Origin of the sequence: Nonomuraea sp. MTCD27, assembly GCF_041950495.1 — a bacterium.
Classification (GTDB): domain Bacteria; phylum Actinomycetota; class Actinomycetes; order Streptosporangiales; family Streptosporangiaceae; genus Nonomuraea.
Genome location: NZ_JBGNUW010000006.1, coordinates 461,232 through 479,421, shown reverse-complemented (window position 1 = coordinate 479,421; position 18,190 = coordinate 461,232). Strand labels below are relative to the sequence as shown.

Here is an 18,190-nt window from a genome sequence, read left to right as displayed (position 1 = left end):
TCATGGGTAAGCACGTCGTCGTGGGTTCCGGCCAGGTCGGTACGCATCTGGCCGCCAAGCTCATGGCCCAGGGACACGAGGTCGTCGTCGTGACCCGGTCGGGCAGCGGCCCGGCGGGTGCGGTCAAGGTGGCCGCCGACGTCGCGGACCGGGCCCGGCTGACCGAGGTCACCAAGGGGGCCGACGTCCTGTACAACTGCGTCAACCCGAAATACCACCGCTGGCTCACCGACTGGCCGCCGATGGCCGCGTCGTTCCTGGGCGCCGCCGAGGCCACCGGCGCCGTGTACGTGATGCTCGGCAACCTCTACCCGTACGGCCCCGTGTCGGTCCCGATGACCGAGGACCTGCCGCTCGCCTCCACCAGCCCCAAGGCCCAGGTCCGGGCCAGGATGTGGGCCGACGCGCTGGCCGCGCACCGGGCCGGCCGGATCAGGGCCACCGAGGTGCGCGGCTCCGACTACTTCGGCCCCGGCGCCACCGACCAGTCCTACATGGGCGACCGCTTCCTCGTGCCGCTCAGGGCGGGCAAGACCATCCAGCTGGTCTGGCCGGCGGACATGCCGCACAGCTGGACGTACCTGCCCGACGTGGCCGACGCGCTGGTCGTCGCCGGGAGCGACGAGCGGGCCTGGGGGCGGCCCTGGCACGTGCCCACCGCCGAGCCGCTGACCTTCCGGCAGCTCGGGGAGCGCCTGGCCGCGCTGCTCGGCCGGCCCGCGCCCCGGATGACGCAGCTGCCGTGGCCGGTGGTCCGGGCGGCCGGGCTGTTCTCGCCGATGATCGGCGAGATGCGGCACATCCGCTACCAGTTCGTCGCGCCCTACGTGCTCGACTCCTCGGCGTTCCAGAGCACGTTCGGCGTCGCGCCTACCCCGATCGCCCAGGCGCTCAAGGCTACGCTCGACGGGTGAAGACAGCGCTGATCGGCCTGGGCGACATCGCGGAGAAGGCCTACCTTCCCGTGCTCGCCGCCCAGCCCGCCCTTGACCTGCACCTCTGCACCCGCAACGAGACCCGGCTGGACCGGCTCGGCGACGCCTACCGCATCGCCGCCCGGTCCACCAGCGTGGACGAGGTGATCAAGGCCGGGGTCGAGGCGGCGTTCGTGCACGCCGCCACCGAGGCCCACCCGGAGATCGTCGAGCAGCTGCTCGACGCCGGGATCCACGTCTACGTCGACAAGCCGATCGCCTACACCCTGGCCGAGTCCGAGCACCTCGTACGCCTGGCCAGGGCCGGGGACAGGTCCCTGATGGTGGGCTTCAACCGCCGCCACGCCCCCGGGTACGCCGGGCTGGCCGCCCATCCCCGGCACCTGATCCTCATGGAGAAGAACCGCGACAACCACCCCGACACCCCCCGACGGGCGATATTCGATGACTTCATCCACGTGGCGGACACCTTGAGGTTCCTCGCCCCGGGCCAGGTCACCGGCACGTCCATCAGGACCCGCGTCAAGGACGGCCTGATCGAGCACATCGTCCTGGAGCTGTCGGGCGACGGGTTCACCGCCATCGGCGTCATGAACCGGATGAGCGGCGCCGGCGAGGAGAGTTGCGAGGCCATGGGCGACGGCGTCAAGCGCCGGGTGGTCAACCTCGGCGACGTCATCGACTACCGGGGCGGCGAGACGCTCGCCAGGCGGCCCGACTGGGTGCCGGTGGCCAGGCAGCGCGGCATCGAGCAGATCTGCCTGGAGTTCCTCGCCGCCGTGCGCGAGGGCCGCCGGATCGACGCCGGTGACGCGCTGGCCACCCACGCCCTCTGCGAGGAGATCGTCAGGACGACGGAGTGAGCCGCATCGCGCGGTCGGCCCTGGCGAACATCCGCTCGAACGGCCGGCGCCCCAGCCGGGTCAGCACGGTGTAGCCCTTCGCGTCGCTCAGCGGGCTGGAGGAGGACACGACGCCCGCCACCGAGCCGCCGTACAACGCGGGGCCGCCGCTGCCGCCGGCGGCGGCGTGGCAGTTGCGCGTGACCATCAGCCCCGGCCCCTGCGAGATGCCCTCGACCGTGTCGCCCAGGCACCGGTACATCGTGGTGCCCGGATAGCCCTTGCCCACCGGGTAGCCGAGCAGCTCCAGCCCGCGCAGCTCGGTGCCCCGGGAGGTGGGCATGGGTGACAGGCCCCGCCCGGTCACGTCCTCCAGCGGGCGCTTGCGGCGGACGACGCCGACCAGGCCCACGTCGTACGGCAGCAGGTCCGGCGAGTACGGCCGCGTGCGCCACCGGGCCGGCACCCACGTCCGCACGACCGGCCAGACCCCCAGCCGCGGCCGGCCGCGGTCGTACCCGGGCAGGAAGGCCAGGTGCTTGAGCAGCCGCCCGTCGTGGTACAGGCAGTGCGCCGCCGTCAGCACCAGGCTGCGGCTGCGGGAGCCGATCACCGTGCCCCCGCACAGCACGTCCGTCTTCGCGACCGGATCGTGGCCGAGCAGCACCCCCGCCAGCCGCCGCGCCCCCGTGTAGGGGCGCGGGACCGGCGCGTAGCCCAGGCGGTCGCCCTCAGGGGTGAGCACGCGGGGAACGGGGACGTTTCGTTGGGACACCTCGGTGACGGCGGCTGGATCGAGCAGGACCAGAGACAGCACCAACCTGAGCACCTTCCCACTCTAGGACGAAGATGATCAGTGCTCTGACCTGCGACATCAATGTTTACCCTAACTTGTGTACGCGGAACCCAGCGCGCGCAGGCGAGCGTGCGCGGACTCGTAGACCGGCGCCCGAGCCACGTACGCCTTGGGCAGCTTGGCGACCATGGTGTAGTTGGTGTCGCACACGTTCCCGACCGGCGCCTGCCCGGCCTGGCTGACGAGCTGGTAGGCGTCGAGCGTGTCCAGCCCGGTCAGCTCCGAGGTCCAGGTGACCAGGTCGTGCTGGCTGATCCGGTACGCGTCCTCCAGCGGCCTGGCCGACCCCGTGGACATCAGGTGCAGGTCGTCCTCCAGCCGCGGCCACGGCGTGGCCACACCCTTGATCAGCTCGACCGCGACCACGGTGTTCATGGCCGACTCGACCGCCGTGCCGCACACCTCGCCGTGTCCCTGCAGCCCGTGTCCGTCGCCGATCGAGAACATCCCGCCCTCGACGTTGACGCCCAGGTAGACGGTGACGCCCGCGCGCAGCTCCGGGGTGTCCATGTTGCCGCCGTGCGCGTCGGGGGTGATCGTCATGCGGGCCTCGTTCGCGCCGGGGGCGACGCCGACCGTGCCGTGCATCGGGTCCAGCGGCAGCTCCACGCTGAAGTCGCTGTTGCGGGCGTGATAGACGGCCACGTTCCGCTCCAGGTCGATGTCGTAGCGCCAGACCCGCTCCTCCAGCGGCGGCTGGAGCATGGCCGTGGTGTGCGTCCCGGTCAGCGCGCCGAAGTGGGGGAACGTGGTGGACACCGCCCAGTCCCGGGCCGGCGTGATCTTGACGAAGTGCAGCGCCAGCGTGTCGCCGGGCTCGGCGCCCGCCACGTGGAAGGGGCCGGTCACCGGGTTGAGATAGGGGAACTCGCACACCTGCGACGGCAGGTCGTCCACCGTACGGACCCGGCCGCCGAAGCAGTCCTCGGTGTACAGCTCCATGATCGTGCCCGGCCGTACCTTGCCGACGGCCGGGCGACCCCCGAAGGTGTAGCTCAGCTCTTCCGGCGAGGGATGGTAGGAGACGACGTTCACTTGACCTCCGACGGTAGGACGGGCCTGCGGCCCAGCAGATACGAGACGCCGAGGACGACCAGGCCGGCGGCCAGCCAGACGCCGCCGACCCACTGGGCGGCGACGTTCTGGTTGATCACGACGGCCACCAGGACGCCGAAGCCGACCACGGGCGCGACCAGGTGCGCCCAGTAGTTGCGGCTGCGCTGCCTGACCGTGTAGTGGACGACCACGGCGATGTGCAGCAGCAGGAAGGCGGTCATCGCGCCGAAGTTGACCAGCGAGGCCAGCTCGGTGGCGCCGTTCTCCCTCGTGCTCATGAAGATGCCCACGACCAGCGAGATGGCGGCCACCACCAGCGTGGCGTTGACCGGCACCCGGTGCTTGGGGTCCACCTTGGCCAGGAAACCCGGGAGCTGCCGGTCGCGGCCCATCGCGAACAGCAGGCGCGAGGTGGCCGCCTGCGCGACCAGCGAGTTGGCGAAGCCCCAGGCGATGGCGGTGGCCACGGCGGTGAGCACCCCCAGCCACGGCCCGCCGGCGAACGTGGCGGTGTCGTAGAAGGCGTTGCCCTTGAGGTCGCCCTGCGTGATCAGCTGTGCCCGGTTCGGGGTGAGCAGCGCCGCCACCCACGTCTGGACCACGAACAGCACGGCCGCCACCGCCAGCGCGGCCACCATGGAGCGGCCGAGGCGGCGGGCGTCCTCGCGGTTCTCCTCGGCCAGCGTGGAGATGCCGTCGAAGCCGAGGAACGACAGCACGGCCACCGACGCGGCGGCGAACGCCACGCTGAAGGTGAAGGAGGAGGAGTCGAAGAGCGGGGTCAGCGCGCCGGTCTGCGCCTTGCCCTGGGCCAGGGCGACGCCGCCGACCACGAGGAAGATCGTCAGCACCGCCAGCTCGGCCACCAGCATGATCCGGGTGATCCTGGCCGTCATCTGGATGCCCAGGTAGTTGATGACCGTGTTGAGCAGGACGAACGCCACCAGCCACGCCCACACGGGGATCACCGGCACGAAGGTGTTCATGGCCATGCTGGCGATCAGGTAGAGCAGCGAGGGCACGAGGATGTAGTCCAGCAGGATCGCCCAGCCGGCCATGAACCCGACGGGGGCCGCGATGCCGCGCCCGGCGTAGGTGTAGACCGAGCCGGCCATCGGGAATGCCCGGGCCATGTGGGCGTACGACAGCGCCGTGAACGCCATCGCCACCAGCCCGATGACGTAGGCCAGCGCCACCATCCCGTGCGAGATGGAGAAGACAGAACCGAAGATGCCGAAGGGTGCGATCGGCACCATGAAGATCAGGCCATAGATCATCAGGTCGGCGAAGCCCAGGGAACGCTTGAGTTCCTGGCGGTAGCCGAACTGCTCGACTGTGCTCATGGACGGCTCCTAGCTGCTTGGGGGGCGATTCGCACCTTAGAGCCAAAGCTTTCTACTGAAAAGGTTTCTGTAGGAAGAAATCCAGGCCATCGGCCCTGCCGAGGTGGACGGGATGCCGTACCTGCCGATCGAGCAGCGTGAGCGTTCCGCGCGCGCTGGTGATCCGGGTGCCGTCGGCGACCGCGTCCAGCGCGGGCACCGCCAGCGAGCCGGCCCGCGCGCACAGGGCGGCCAGCATCGTGACCGCCTCGTAGCAGCCGTGTCCGTGGGCGTTGAGCATGGGGGCGTCCGCGCCGAACCGGGCGGCGTAGCGCTCGGCGAAGTCGAGGCCGGCCGAGGTGGGCAGGCCACGGAAGTAGCCCATGGACGAGTAGAGCTCGCCGGTGGTGTCGCCGCCGATGCCCAGCAGGCCGTGCTCCTCCAGCGCCCCGCACAGCCGGGCCGCCCCGAGCCCGGAGGCCGCGTACGCCCGGTTGAAGGCGATCAGGTCGCTGCCGATCAGCGTCAGCAGGATCGCGTCGGGCCTGGCGTCGGCCACCCGGTCCAGCCAGTTCACCGCCGCGCCGTACCGGACGAACCGCTCGCCCACCACGGTCGCGCCCGCCGCGCGCAACCGCGTGCGGGCGCTGGCGTGCACCAGGCGCGGCCAGATGTAGTCGTTGCCCAGCAGGTACCACCGGCGCGCCCGCCGCGTGCCGATCAGCCACTCGATGCCCGGCGCGAGCTGCCGCTCCGGGGTCTCGCCGAGGAAGTAGACCCCCGGCGCGCGGCCCCCGCCCTCGTACGGCGGCGCGTACACGAACGGCACCCGCCCCGCGATCGCGGCCACCACCGCCACGCGCACGTCGCTCGCGTGGGCCCCGGCCACGGCCGCCACCGTGCCCGACCGGACCAGCCCGCCCACCTCGGCCCCCACCACCTGCGCGGGCCGCCCGCCGTCGACGAGCACCAGCTCGACCTGCCGCCCCAGCAGGCCGCCCCGGTCGTTGATCTCCTCGGCGGCCAGCACGGCGCAGTTGATCGCACACGGGCCCATCAGGCCGAGCACCCCGGACACGGGCACGACCAGGCCGATCCTGATCGAGTCAGAGGGGAGGAGCCGCGCTTCGAGAGGATCGACGGTCGCCGCCACGCCGACGAGTATCCTCCCTTCTAGCACCCCGACGAAAGGACCTCCTCCATGACCACCTCTGGGCTCGGGTCCTCACTCGCCTATCTGCTGAGCCGTGCGGAGCGCAGCGTCAACCGGGGGCTGGCGGCGGTGCTCTCCGGCGAGGACGTCACGGTCGAGCAGTGGCGCATCATGCGGGCGCTGGCCGACGGCCGGGGCGAGTCGATGGGAGAGCTCGCCGAGGCCGTGCTGATGCCGCACCCGACGCTGACCAAGGCCGTCGACCGGCTCATCGACCGGGCGCTGGTCTATCGGGGGCCGTCGACGGGGGATCGGCGGCGGGTGGCGGTGTTCGTCTCCGAGCGCGGGGCCGAGCTGCTCGCGCGGGTGGACGGGGCCGTGGCCGAGCAGCAGGGGGTGATCGCGCTGGCGTTCGGGCGGGAGCGGACCGATCAGCTCATGCGCGACCTGGAGAGCCTGGTGGAGGCGCTCGACTACGCCGAGCTCAGGGCCTGAGCTAGGCGTGGTCGGGCTCAGGCCCTGAGCTCGGCGGCCGGGCGGCCGGCGCTCAGCCCTGCTCGCGCTTCTTGGCCACGTCCGTCCAGACCAGCGCCACCACCCCGGCCACCGCCACGCCCAGATAACCGGGCAGGGGCAACTCCACCAGCCGGTGCAGGAACCCCCATTCGCGGTCGAACCACACCCGCCCGATGAACCCGCCCAACCCCTGAATGATCGCGATCACGGCGACGACGTTGATGAAACCTCTCATGCCGTTCAGGGTCCCAACGCGAGGCCCGCCCCGGCATCGAACCTTGGGCGGGCCCCGTGCTACTTAAGTCGCGCTCACGGGTAGAGGCCGCGCATCTGGTGCGCCTCGGCCACCCGGCCCACGCCGATGACGTGCGCCGCCTGCCGAAGCGTCAGGCCGCGCTCGGCGGCCAGCGACGTGACCTCGGAGAACGCGCCCAGCATGAGGTCGCGCAGCTTCAGCTCGACCTCGCCGGAGCTCCACGAGTAGGCCTGCATGTTCTGCACCCACTCCAGGTAGGACACGATCACCCCGCCCGCGTTGGCCAGGATGTCGGGCACGACCGTGGTGCCGTTGGCGGCGAGGATCTCGTCGGCCTCGGGCGTGGTGGGGCCGTTGGCGCCCTCGACGACCAGGCGGGCGCGGATCCTGGGCGCGTTGGCCTCCGTGATCGCGCCCTCGAGCGCGGCCGGGACCAGGATGTCCACGTCCAGCTCGAACAGGTCCTCGTGGGCCAGCGCGTCGGCCTCCCGGAAGCCGCGCACGCCGCCGGTCTCGGCGACCCACGCGCGCAGCCGGGCGATGTCCAGACCTCGCGCGGAGTGAACGGCGCCGGTGGCGTCGGACACCGCCACCACCGTGCACCCCGCGTCGTACAGGAACTGCGCGGCCGGCCCGCCCACCTTGCCGAAGCCCTGCACGGCCACGGTCACGCCCTCCGGCGAGCGGCCGAGCGCGGCCAGGGCCGCGATCTGCACGCCGCGCGAGGTCGCGCCCGCGCGTCCGAGCGAGCCGCCCAGCGTCGTCGGCTTGCCGGTGACCACACCGGGCACCGAGTAGCCGGCGTTGACGCTGTAGGTGTCCATGATCCAGGCCATGGTCTGCTCGTCGGTGCCGACGTCGGGCGCCGGGATGTCCTTCTCCGGGCCGATCAGCGGCAGGATCTCGTTGACGTAGCGGCGGGTCATCCGCTCCAGCTCGCGGGTGGTGAGCCCGGCCGGGTCCACGGCCACGCCGCCCTTGGCGCCGCCGTACGGGATGCCGACCAGCGCACACTTCCACGTCATCCACATCGCGAGCGCGGTGACCTCGTGGATGTCGGTGCCGGGATGAAACCGGAGCCCGCCCTTGGCGGGGCCGCGCGAGACGTTGTGCTGGACGCGGAAGCCCTGGACGACGTCCAGGCGGCCGTCCTCGCGCCGCACCGGGACCGAGACGGTCAGCGAGCGGCGGGGCGTGGCCAGCATCGTGCGGAGCCCGTCTTCGAGCCCGAGATGCTCGGCGGCCTGGTCGAGCTGCTGGAGAGCGGAATCGAGGGCCTGACGGCCCGGGGTGATCAGGGCCGGCGTCTTTGACGGCACCATGATGCTCATGGAAGGAATTCCTCCTGTTATGTACGCCCTATTTGCGGAAAAAGCGCCATTGCCTTCCCCATTTGGGCGTTGTTGTCACGATCATCCTAGAGCGGGGCGTTTGACCTTGCCTAGTTGTTGGTAGAAATCCAAGCCGGTGATCGGATGCTGTGGACCGTGCCACTCTGGCAGGCTTGCGGGCGAGAGTATGCCGGAACGTCGAATCGGGGGTCGAATGCCCGCACTCGTGGTGGGACCGCTGTTGCGCTATGTCGACTCCGTCAGCGCCTCGATCTGGGTGGAGACCGCCGAACCCGGCACGGTCGCCGTCGAGGCGGACGGCAGGACTTATCGGTCGCCCACCTTCACCGTGCACGGTCACCACTACGCGATCGTGGATCTCGTTGAGTTGTCCCAGGATATCGCCTCGTACTCGGTGAAGCTCGACGGGGAGCAGGTATGGCCCCTGGCGGGTCGCCCGCCGAGCCGGATCCGGCTGCTGCCCGCCGGAGGGGCGCGTCGGCTGGCGTTCGGGTCGTGCCGCACCAGCGTGCCGCACGACGCCGCGCACGTACGCAGCCACGGCGACGACGTCCTGCGCGCCTACGGCGAGCACCTCGCGCAGGCGGACGAGGAGGAGTGGCCCGACCTGCTGCTGCTCCTCGGCGACCAGGTCTACGCCGACAACCCCTCGCCGGAGATGCTGGCCTACATCCGCGCCCGCAGGACCACGGAGCCGCAGGGGGAGATCGCCGACTTCGAGGAGTACGCCGAGCTCTACCGCCAGGCGTGGACCGAGACCGAGATCCGCTGGCTGCTGTCCACCGTGCCGAGCGCGATGATCTTCGACGACCACGACCTGCGCGACGACTGGAACACCTCGCAGCCCTGGCGCGAGGAGATGGCCAAGGTGCCGTGGTGGCCCCACCGGGTGATGTCCGGGCTGGGGGCTTACTGGATCTACCAGCACCTCGGCAACCTCTCGCCGGCCGAGCGGGCCGAGGACCCGGTGCTGGCCAAGCTGATGGCCGGTGACGGCGGCGCGGCGCTCGACGCGTTCGCCGAGCGGGCCGACGCCGAGCCGAGCAGCAACCGCTGGAGCTACGCCCGCGACCTCGGGCCCGCCCGCCTGATCATGGTGGACACCAGGTGCGCCAGGCAGCTCACCCCCGGCGACCGCCGCATGCTCGACCCCGGGGAGTGGGCCTGGCTGGAGGAGCAGGCGCGGCGGCCGGCCGAGCAGCTGATCATCGGCTCGTCGATCCCGTTCCTGCTGCCCGAGGGCGTGCACGGCGTACAGAACTGGAACGAGGCCCTGTGCGACGGCAAGTGGGGCCCGCTGGTGCGGCGGTGGTCGGAGAAGTTCCGGCAGGCCATCGACCTGGAGCACTGGGCGGCGTTCCGGCGCTCGTTCGACGACCTGGCCCGGCTGCTGATCGGGCTGGGCAAGCCCGTGCTGATCCTGTCGGGCGACGTCCACTACTCCTACCTGGCCAAGGCCGACGGCGGGCCGGTCTTCCAGGTCGTCTGCTCGCCGGTCCGCAACCCGCTCAGCCGGATGCTGCGCTGGGCCAACGTGTTCACCCAGTTCTCGATCGCCACCCTGGTCGGCACCCTGCTGGCGCGGCTGGCGGGCATCCCGCGCCCGCCGTTCCGGTGGCGCGTCACCAAGGGCCCCTGGTTCCAGAACGCGCTGGCCACGCTCACCCTGCCCGACCAGGTCACCTGGTACGGCTCCACCGGCGAGGTGGTCAAACCGATCGACTCCACGCATCTACGCTGAAGTCCCATGTACGAGGACAACTACGCCGTCGCCGTGCCCTTCTACGACCTCTGGCACGAGGACGGCCACGTGCCCGAGATCCGCGAGCTGCTGCCCCCGCTGCTGGCGGACGTCCGGCGGAGCGTCATCGAGATCGGCGCCGGCACCGGCCTCATCACCGAGCTCATCGCCCGCGTGACCCCCGCCGAGATCTACGCCCTGGAGCCGTCGCTCGGCATGCGCTCGGTGCTGGTCTCGCGCCTGGCCCACGACCCGGACGCGGTGCGCCGCGTGACCGTGCTGCCGTGCGGGGCCCTGGACGTGGAGGTGGACGAGCCGGTCGAGGCCGTCGTGATGATCTCGGTGCTGCAGAGCTTCCCCGCCGCCGAGCGGGCCGAGCTGTGGCGGGTGCTGGCCAGGCAGCTCGAACCGGGCGGGCGGCTGGTGTTCAACTGGCGCGACCGGGGCGCGCGCGTGCCGGGTGAGCCGGCGGTCATGGGCTCGTACCAGGTGGGCAGGCACACGTACGAGATCGCCGGGCAGGTGCTCGACGTCGCGGGCGAGAGCGTCACCTCGCGGTTCGTCTACCGGATCAGGCAGCGCGGCGTGGTGATCAGCGAGGACGAGGTCACCGGCACCAGCCACTGGCCCGCGACGGAGGTGCTGGTGAGCGAGCTGAAGGAGGCCGGGTTCGCGGCCGAGGACGCCCCGGAGGGCATGCAGGTCTGGCGGGTGACCGCTTAGGCGGTGACCGTGCGCCGCATCGGCGCGTGACCCCGTGAACCGGAGGAGCGTTCCCCTGGACAGGGCACGGCCACGTACGGTGGCCGGGCCCTTCCTCGCGGAGCCGGACAGGCTGTGCCTAGCGGTTCCTGAACTCGTAGATGGCGTCGACGAGCTGGTCGATCGCCCAGAGCAGGTCGTCCTCGGAGACGACGATGGGCGGCGCCAGCCGGATCGTGGACCCGTGCGTGTCCTTGGCCAGCACCCCCCGCTTCATCAGCGCCTTCGAGATCTCGCGCCCGCTGGCCAGGTCGGGGTCGATGTCCACGCCCGCCCACAGCCCGCGCCCGCGCACCTCGAGCACGCCCTTGCCGATCAGCTCGCGCAGCCGCGTGTGCAGCACCTCGCCCAGCTTGGCGGCCCTGGCCTGGAACTCGCCGGTGTTCAGGATCTCGATGACCGCGTTCGCCACCGCGCAGGCCAGCGGGTTGCCGCCGAACGTGGAGCCGTGCTGGCCCGGGTGGATGATCCCGAGCACGTCCCGGTTCGCGGCGATCGCCGAGACCGGTACGACCCCGCCGCCGAGCGCCTTCCCCATGACGTAGATGTCGGGCACCACGCCCTCGTGGTCGCACGCGAACGTCTGCCCCGTGCGCCCCAGCCCCGACTGGATCTCGTCGGCGATCATCAGGATGCCCTCGGCCGTGCACAGCGCGCGCACGTCGCTCAGGAAGCCGTCCGGCGGCACCAGCACCCCGGCCTCGCCCTGGATCGGCTCGACCAGCACGGCGACCGTGTTGGCGTCCACGGCCTGCCTGATCGCGTCGGCGGAGCCGTACGGGACGAGCCGGAAGCCGGGCGTGTACGGGCCGAAGTTGTCGTGCGCCTCCGGGTCGGTGGAGAAACTGACGATCGTGGTGGTGCGCCCGTGGAAGTTGCCCTCCATCACGATGATGTTGGCCTGGTCCGGCTCGACGCCCTTGACCTCGTAGCCCCACTTGCGCGCCACCTTGATGGCGGTCTCCACGGCCTCGGCGCCGGTGTTCATGGGCAGGACCATGTCCTTGCCCGTGAGGTCGCCGAGCCCGGTGCAGAACTGCGCGAACTGGTCGTGGTAGAAGGCCCGGCTGGTCAGCGTGAGCCGCTCGAGCTGCTCCTTCGCGGCCTCGATGATCTTCGGGTTGCCGTGGCCGAAGTTGAGCGAGGAGTAGCCGGACAGGCAGTCCAGATACCGCTTGCCCTCGACGTCGGTGACCCAGGCGCCGTGCGCCTCATGGATCACGACGGGCAGTGGATGGTAGTTGTGGGCGCCGCGGCGCTCGCTCACTTCGATCAGCTCTGCGCTGGTGGTCATGTCAGTTCTCCCCCCTGATCTCCAGTGTGCAGCACTTGGGGCCCCCACCCGCCTTACGCAGCTCCGAGAGGTCGACCGGGATCACCTCGTACCCTCGGCGCTTGAGTTCCAACTGGAGGTTGGACGCTTCGGCGTTGATGACCACGTTCGTGCCGTCGCTGACCGCGTTGAGGCCGAGCACCTCGGCGTCCTCGGCGGTCGCGACCACCGCGTCGGGGAACATGCGGCGCAGCACCGCGAGGCTGCCCGGCGAGAAGGCGTCGGGGTAGTAGGCGACGTTGTGCCCGTCGAGCGGGAACAGCGCCGTGTCCAGGTGGTAGAAGCGCGGGTCGACCAGCTTCAGCGAGATCACCGGGCGGCCCAGGTATTCCTGCGCCTCCTGGTGGGCCACCACGTCCGTGCGGAAGCCGGTGCCGGCCAGGATGACCTCGTCGAGCGTGAGGAAGTCGCCCTCACCCTCGTTGACGTGGGCCGGCTCGGCCGTCGGGTAGCCGCGCTCGGCGAACCAGCGCAGGTAGGCGGGACCCTCGGCGCCGCGCTGGGGGTAGGTGAACCGGGCACCGTAGACGCGGCCGCCCACGACCAGGGCGCCGTTCGCGGCGAAGACCATGTCGGGCAGCCCGTCGATCGGGTCGATCAGGCTCACCTTGTGCCCGAGCTCCTCGTACGCCGACTTGAGGCCCTCCCACTGCCGGACCGCCACGTCGCGGTCGGCGCCCGCCTCGGGATGCATCCACGGGTTGATCGCGTACTCGACCGTGAAGTAGTCCGGACGGCACATGAGGAAGTGTTTGGGCATGCAGCGCTCCATCGAGTCCTTTAGCAGGGGAAATCCCCATTGAAGGGGCTGGAGACAGCCTAAGAATGTATGTTTATGCAGGCCAAGGGGTTGACATTGCGTGTTCGCGCGAATCTGTTGCGTCTCTCAGCCGGGGGCAGGCGATCCGTTGCGCGATTCCGGGACGGCCGCACCGGGAGGGGTGTCCACCAGCCTCGACAGCACGATCGAGCTCTTGGTCCGCACCACGAACGACTGCGCCGCGATGCGCTCGATCACCCGCTCCACATGGCGTACGTCCGTGGCCCTGATGTGCAGCAGCGCGTCCGCCTCGCCGGTGATCGTGGCCGCCGCCACCACCTCCGGGAACTTGGCCACGGCCAGCGCGATGTCCGACGGCTTGGTCTTGCCCTGGCAGAACAGCTCCACGTACGCCTCGGTCGTCCAGCCGAGCGCCTGCGGCGCCACCCGGGCGCTGAAACCGGTGATCGCCCCGCTCTCGCGCAGCCGGTCCACCCGCCGCTTGACCGCCGACGCGCTCAGCCCCACCTGGTGGCCGATCTCGGCGTAGGTCTGGCGGGCGTCGTCGACGAGCGCCGCGATGATGTCACGATCGAGCCGGTCCAGTTCCACGCGCTCTGTATACCGCCTGGCCAGGCTGGCGCGCGACGAGCGGCGCGCGGGAGACTGGGCGCGTTGAACAGTGACCGGAAGGTATCCGTAACCATGAGCACCGCGAGCTTCCCCGAAGGCTTCGTGTGGGGCGTGTCGACCTCCGCTTTCCAGATCGAGGGGGCCACGGCCGCCGACGGTCGCCGGCCCTCCATCTGGGACACCTTTTCCGCCGACCGGGCGGAGGCGTGCGACCATTACCACCGTTATCCCGAAGACGTGCGGCTGATGAAAGATCTGGGAATGGCCGCCTACCGGTTCTCGGTGAGCTGGGCGCGGATTCTCCCGGACGGGCGCGGCAAGCCCAACGCGGCCGGGCTCGACTTCTACGACCGGTTGCTCGACGAGTTGGGAGCCGCGGGAATCACCGCGTACACCACCCTTTACCACTGGGATCTGCCGCAGGCGGTCGAGGATCTCGGCGGCTGGCCGGCCCGCGACACCGCCTACCTTTTCGCCGATTACGCCGCGGCCGTGCACGAGCGGCTCGGCGACCGGGTGGACACGTGGTTCACGCTGAACGAGCCGTGGGTGGCGGCGTTCCTCGGGTACGGCTCCGGCATCCACGCCCCGGGCCGCAAGTCGGCCGCCGAGGCCTTCCGGAGCGCCCACCACATGCTGCTCGCCCACGGGCTGGGCGTGCAGGCCCTGCGCTCGGCCGGGGCCGCCAAGGTCGGCACGGTGCTCAACCTCTCGCCGGTCATGACACCCGCCCAGGTCAGCGACTTCGGCCGGACGCTGTCGGAGGAGGACGCCGAGGCCGTGGCCAGGATCGACGCGCTGGTCAACCGGCAGTTCCTGGAGCCGATGCTGCGCGGCGCCTATCCCGCCGAGCTGCTCCCGATCGTCGAGCGACACGGCGGGCTCGGCCACGTCCACGACGGCGACCTGGAGGCCATCGCCCAGCCCCTCGACCTGCTCGGCGTGAACTACTACACGCCGCTGGTCGTCCAGGCGCAGCCGAGCGAGCCCGCCGATCCCGCCCATCCGGGCAGCGAAGGCATTCTCTTCTGCACCATTCCGACGGCGGTCACCGCCATGGGCTGGCCCATCGTCCCCAGTTGCCTCTCCCATCTCCTGCTCCGCGTTTCCCGCGAATATCCGGACCTCGACCTGATGGTCACCGAGAACGGCGCCGATTTCGTGGACGTGGTCACCGGCGACGGAATTCACGACGTCGAGCGCATCAGTTTCATCGAGGAGCACCTGCGGGCGGTGCGCGCGGCCGTCGAGGACGGCGCCCGGGTGCGCGGATATCTCGTCTGGACGCTGCTCGACAATCTCGAATGGGCCGACGGGTATCAGCGCAAGTTCGGCCTCGTCCACGTCGATTTCGCCACCCAGCGGCGGCGGCTGAAGGACAGCGCGCTGTGGTACCGCGACGTGATCCGCCGCAACGGCCTCGCCGAGACGCGCCCCAAGCGGCCCACCCTGGAGACCGTGGCCGCCCGCTCCGGCGTGTCCCGGGCCACGGTCTCGCGGGTCGTCAACGGCGAGTCGTCGGTGAGCCCCGAGGTCAGGGCCGCCGTGATGCAGGCCGTCAACGAGCTCGGCTACGTCCCCAACCTGGCCGCGCGCAGCCTGGTCACCCGCCGCACGAACGCGATCGCGCTCGTCCTGTCCGTTCCCCGGCAGGGCGGCGACGCGCTGACGGCCGCAGTGGTCCAGTACGTCACGAGCCTGCTGGAGGGCGCGGGCAAGCAGATCACGCTCATGCTCGCCGACACGGCCGAGAGCCACCGGCGCATCGTCGCGCACCTGGAGGCCCGCCTGGCTGACGGGGTCGTGCTGCTGCCGCCCGACCGGGCCGACACGCTGGCCGAGCGGCTCTCGCGTACCGGGGTGCCGATCGTGCTGCTGGGCAAGCCGGCGATCGCGTCGCTGGTGCCGTACGTGGACGTGGACAACGCCGGCGGCGCGGCGGCGGCCACCGAGCACCTGCTCGCCCTCGGGCGCCGCCGCATCGGCATGGTCTGCGGCCCCACGGACCTGATCACCGTGCAGGACCGGCTGGCCGGGCACCGTGCGGCGCTCCAGCGCGCGGGCCTGCGGCCGCACCTGGCCCTGGCCGAGCTGACGCGCTCGTCGGGCGCGGCGGCCACCCGGCGGCTGCTCGGCGACGACCCGTCGCTGGACGCCGTCTTCGCGGCCACCGACCAGCTCGCGATCGGGGCGCTGCAGGCGGCGCGGGAGGCCGGGAAGCGGGTGCCGGAGGACCTGGCCGTGGTGGGCTTCGACGACATCGACGCCGCCTCGGCCACCACGCCCGGGCTGACCACCGTCCGCGTCCCGGTGGCCGACCAGGCGCTGGCGCTGGCCCGCCTGCTGCTCTCGCGGCTGGAGGGGCGGCACACGACGTCGGTCGTGCTCCCGACGCGGCTCGTGGTCCGCGAGTCGGCCTAGACCTGGCGCTCGAAGAGGCGGGGGAACACCTTGGAGACCTTGGACAGCAGGTACTCGCCGTAGGTGCCGGTGAAGTCCACCTGGCCGTCCCAGCGCCGCCCGGGGGCGTAGGGGAGGGGCGGGACCTCGCTGTCCCATCCGGGGTCGAAGAAGAACGGGAAGCTGAGGCGCTCGTTGCCGCTGCGGTTGCGTACGCGGTGCGGGGTGGAGCGGTATCGGCCGCCGGTGAGCTTGTCGAGCATGTCGCCGATGTTGCACACGAACGTGCCCTCCAGCGGCGGCGCCTCGACCCACCCCTGCCGCGTGCGCACCTGCAGCCCGCCGTTGGCGTCCTGGAGGAGCAGGGTGAGCAGCCCGTAGTCGGTGTGCTCGCCGACGCCCCAGGTGTCGGGGTCGTCGGGCGGGGCCGGCGGGTAATGAAATATCCGGAAAAGGATGGTCGGGTGAGCCGTGTACCCCGAGCGGAAGTAGTCCTCGTCCAGCCCGAGGCTCAGCGCGATCGCGCCCATGACCGCCTGCCCCACCCCCGTCATCGTCCGGAGGTACTCCAGCACCGCGTCCCGCAACTCGGGCACCTGGGCCGGGAACAGGTTGGGGCCGTGCAGCGGCAGCGGCCCCGGCGGCTCCTCGGCCCCGAAGTAGATGCCCTCCTTCAGGTCCGGCCGCCCCGACGTCAGCTCGCCGCCGACCGGGAAGAACCCTCGCCAGGCCCGGCCGCCCCGCTCCATCGAGATCTCGTCCTTGACGTGCTCGGGCAGCGCGAAGAACCGCCTGCTCGCCGCGTCGAGCCGCTCGATGAGCGCGGGCGGCACGCCGTGGCCGGAGACGTAGAAGAAGCCGCTGTCCCGGCAGGCCGCCCCGATCCGGTCCGCGACGGCCTGCTTCCCGCGGCCCGCCGAGTCGTCGAGGAACGGGGCGAGATCGATCACCGGCAATTCGCTCACTCGCACCATTGTTCCCCAATTCGCCCGCACCACCATGGCTTTCCACGCCCGGGAATTAGCATCGAAGGCAGAACCCCGCCGGGGAGGTCCGATGCGCTTCATCAGCCTCAACCGCCTCAACCGCTCGAAGCGGCAGACAGCCGTCGAGTCCGCCGATCCTGGCGACCAGGTCACCCGCATCGCGCCCGCGGTGGCGTACGAGGGAGACCTCTACCGCCTGCCGGACTGGGCGCAGCGCCGCCGCGAGGAGCGCGAGCTCGGCCGCGCGCACGCCGCCGACGGCCAGATCGACACGCTCACCCTCCAGACCGGCAGCGTGCCCCGCTTCCACGAGCTGGAGGACGAGCGGCTGGAGGAGCTGGCCAAGATCGAGGAACGCACCGAGCAGGAGATCCAGCGGGCGCGGGCCGAGTTCGAGGGGCAGAAGATCCGGCTGGCGGAGTCGCAGCGCGCGTTCGGCGAGGCCAGGAAGGCCCTGGAGGACAGCCAGCGCCGGGTCACGGAGCTGGAGCAGCCCAGCAGGCGCCCCGGCGACGGCCGGCCCAGCTCCATCGCCATCTCGGGCGGCCACTGGCCGGTCGTGCGCCGCTGGCTGCCCGCCGCCCTCCTGCTGCTGCTCCTGCTGATCGTCGAGGTGCCCATCCTGTACCAGGTCATCCTGAGCTGGGGCGACAGCGTCGCGATGACCGCGCTCCTCGCCGCGGGCGCCGCGCTGATCATGCTGGTGGCGCCGCACATGTACGGGCGGGCGTTCCGCTCCTGGCAGGAGCACGGGAGCTCGGCCAAGGGCCGCTGGCTGCTGGTCGGCGTGGCGGTCGTGTGGCTCGGCCTGATCGTCGCCGTGGCCGTCCTGCGCCGCGACGCCCTGGTGCGACCCCTGATCGTGGACGGGGAGGAGATCGGGCCCACCTCGGACGGCGTCGGGCAGCTCCCCACCATGATCCTCCTGCTCGCCCTCCTCGTGGCCACCGCCCTCATCGCCGCCGACCTCGGCCGCCGCATGCACAACCCGAACGACCGACGCCTCTGGGAGCTGCGCGCCAAGCGCGACGCCGAGGCCCGCACGTCCGCCACCGCCCAGGCGGCCTACCAGCGGGACGCGGGCTACGCGGAGAGCATCGCCCAGTACCTGCAGGGGGTGGAGCGGCGCCGGGCCGGCCGGGTTCGGCAGCTCGACAGCGGGTTCGACAGCCTGGCGACCGCCTACCTCGGGGGCGTGGTGGAGGGCCTGCGGGACCCGGAGGCGGCTAGCTGGGCCGAACGCATCGTGCTCCGCCGCCGCACCACCCGCTCGTGACGGGTGGTGCG

Annotated in this window: 17 protein-coding genes; 7 read left to right on the top strand and 10 right to left on the bottom strand. The window is 71.3% G+C overall.

The window, feature by feature from the left end:
• The first annotated feature begins 2 nt into the window (after positions 1-2).
• Positions 3-914 (top strand): NAD-dependent epimerase/dehydratase family protein, encoded by a 912-nt coding sequence (locus ACBJ59_RS21075; RefSeq protein WP_375111911.1) that lies wholly within the window; start codon positions 3-5, stop codon positions 912-914.
• Complete coding sequence (locus ACBJ59_RS21070) at positions 911-1,798, top strand: Gfo/Idh/MocA family protein (protein ID WP_375111910.1); 888 nt, start codon at positions 911-913, stop codon at positions 1,796-1,798. Before ACBJ59_RS21075 ends, ACBJ59_RS21070 begins: the two co-directional genes overlap by 4 nt.
• On the opposite strand, the gene ACBJ59_RS21065 is transcribed toward ACBJ59_RS21070, so the two are convergent.
• The 4 genes from ACBJ59_RS21065 to ACBJ59_RS21050 are packed head-to-tail and all read right to left on the bottom strand — an operon-like array spanning position 1,782 to position 6,164.
• Positions 1,782-2,606: a trypsin-like serine peptidase gene (locus ACBJ59_RS21065; protein ID WP_375111909.1), complete on the bottom strand. Its 825-nt coding sequence runs from the start codon at positions 2,604-2,606 to the stop codon at positions 1,782-1,784. The genes ACBJ59_RS21070 and ACBJ59_RS21065 overlap by 17 nt on opposite strands.
• A gap of 57 nt (positions 2,607-2,663) precedes the next feature.
• Entirely contained in the window at positions 2,664-3,668 is a 1,005-nt protein-coding gene (locus tag ACBJ59_RS21060; protein WP_375111908.1) for an acetamidase/formamidase family protein, read from the bottom strand.
• Complete coding sequence (locus ACBJ59_RS21055) at positions 3,665-5,032, bottom strand: APC family permease (RefSeq protein ID WP_375111907.1); 1,368 nt, start codon at positions 5,030-5,032, stop codon at positions 3,665-3,667. The genes ACBJ59_RS21060 and ACBJ59_RS21055 overlap by 4 nt, the downstream gene beginning before the upstream one ends.
• Before the next feature lie 52 nt (positions 5,033-5,084).
• On the bottom strand, positions 5,085-6,164 hold the full coding sequence (locus tag ACBJ59_RS21050; RefSeq protein WP_375111906.1) for a substrate-binding domain-containing protein: 1,080 nt from the start codon (positions 6,162-6,164) through the stop codon (positions 5,085-5,087).
• Between the two features lie 48 nt (positions 6,165-6,212).
• Between ACBJ59_RS21050 and ACBJ59_RS21045 the strand changes: the two genes are divergently transcribed.
• Positions 6,213-6,659, top strand: coding sequence for a MarR family transcriptional regulator (locus ACBJ59_RS21045; protein WP_364123531.1), 447 nt, complete (start codon positions 6,213-6,215; stop codon positions 6,657-6,659).
• A 52-nt stretch (positions 6,660-6,711) separates the two neighbouring features.
• Here ACBJ59_RS21045 and ACBJ59_RS21040 read toward each other — a convergent pair whose 3' ends face one another.
• Both ACBJ59_RS21040 and ACBJ59_RS21035 read right to left on the bottom strand, forming a co-directional pair.
• On the bottom strand, positions 6,712-6,915 hold the full coding sequence (locus ACBJ59_RS21040) for a hypothetical protein (RefSeq protein WP_375111905.1): 204 nt from the start codon (positions 6,913-6,915) through the stop codon (positions 6,712-6,714).
• Between the two features lie 74 nt (positions 6,916-6,989).
• Entirely contained in the window at positions 6,990-8,267 is a 1,278-nt protein-coding gene (locus tag ACBJ59_RS21035; protein ID WP_375111904.1) for a Glu/Leu/Phe/Val dehydrogenase, read from the bottom strand.
• 214 nt (positions 8,268-8,481) lie between these two features.
• On the opposite strand from ACBJ59_RS21035, the gene ACBJ59_RS21030 reads away from it, so the two are divergent.
• On the top strand, positions 8,482-10,029 hold the full coding sequence (locus tag ACBJ59_RS21030) for an alkaline phosphatase D family protein (RefSeq protein ID WP_375111903.1): 1,548 nt from the start codon (positions 8,482-8,484) through the stop codon (positions 10,027-10,029).
• Between the two features lie 6 nt (positions 10,030-10,035).
• A complete protein-coding gene (locus tag ACBJ59_RS21025) occupies positions 10,036-10,752 on the top strand; it encodes a class I SAM-dependent methyltransferase (protein ID WP_375111902.1) in 717 nt (238 codons plus the stop codon).
• Positions 10,753-10,870: 118 nt separating this feature from the next.
• Here ACBJ59_RS21025 and rocD read toward each other — a convergent pair whose 3' ends face one another.
• From rocD to ACBJ59_RS21010, 3 genes are all read right to left on the bottom strand, one after another.
• The gene (gene rocD, locus ACBJ59_RS21020) at positions 10,871-12,085 is read right to left on the bottom strand and encodes an ornithine--oxo-acid transaminase (protein WP_375111901.1); all 1,215 of its coding nucleotides are present in this window, start codon (positions 12,083-12,085) and stop codon (positions 10,871-10,873) included.
• 1 nt (position 12,086) lies between these two features.
• Complete coding sequence (gene ddaH, locus ACBJ59_RS21015) at positions 12,087-12,884, bottom strand: dimethylargininase (RefSeq protein ID WP_375111900.1); 798 nt, start codon at positions 12,882-12,884, stop codon at positions 12,087-12,089.
• A 126-nt stretch (positions 12,885-13,010) separates the two neighbouring features.
• Positions 13,011-13,496: an Lrp/AsnC family transcriptional regulator gene (locus tag ACBJ59_RS21010; RefSeq protein WP_375111899.1), complete on the bottom strand. Its 486-nt coding sequence runs from the start codon at positions 13,494-13,496 to the stop codon at positions 13,011-13,013.
• Between the two features lie 93 nt (positions 13,497-13,589).
• Here ACBJ59_RS21010 and ACBJ59_RS21005 point away from each other — a divergent pair, with 93 nt between their 5' ends.
• Positions 13,590-15,938 (top strand): GH1 family beta-glucosidase, encoded by a 2,349-nt coding sequence (locus ACBJ59_RS21005; protein ID WP_375111898.1) that lies wholly within the window; start codon positions 13,590-13,592, stop codon positions 15,936-15,938.
• Here ACBJ59_RS21005 and ACBJ59_RS21000 read toward each other — a convergent pair.
• Complete coding sequence (locus ACBJ59_RS21000; RefSeq protein ID WP_375111897.1) at positions 15,935-16,882, bottom strand: isopenicillin N synthase family dioxygenase; 948 nt, start codon at positions 16,880-16,882, stop codon at positions 15,935-15,937. The genes ACBJ59_RS21005 and ACBJ59_RS21000 overlap by 4 nt on opposite strands.
• A gap of 91 nt (positions 16,883-16,973) precedes the next feature.
• Here ACBJ59_RS21000 and ACBJ59_RS20995 point away from each other — a divergent pair, with 91 nt between their 5' ends.
• Positions 16,974-18,179 (top strand): hypothetical protein, encoded by a 1,206-nt coding sequence (locus tag ACBJ59_RS20995; protein WP_375111896.1) that lies wholly within the window; start codon positions 16,974-16,976, stop codon positions 18,177-18,179.
• Positions 18,180-18,190 lie beyond the last annotated feature (11 nt).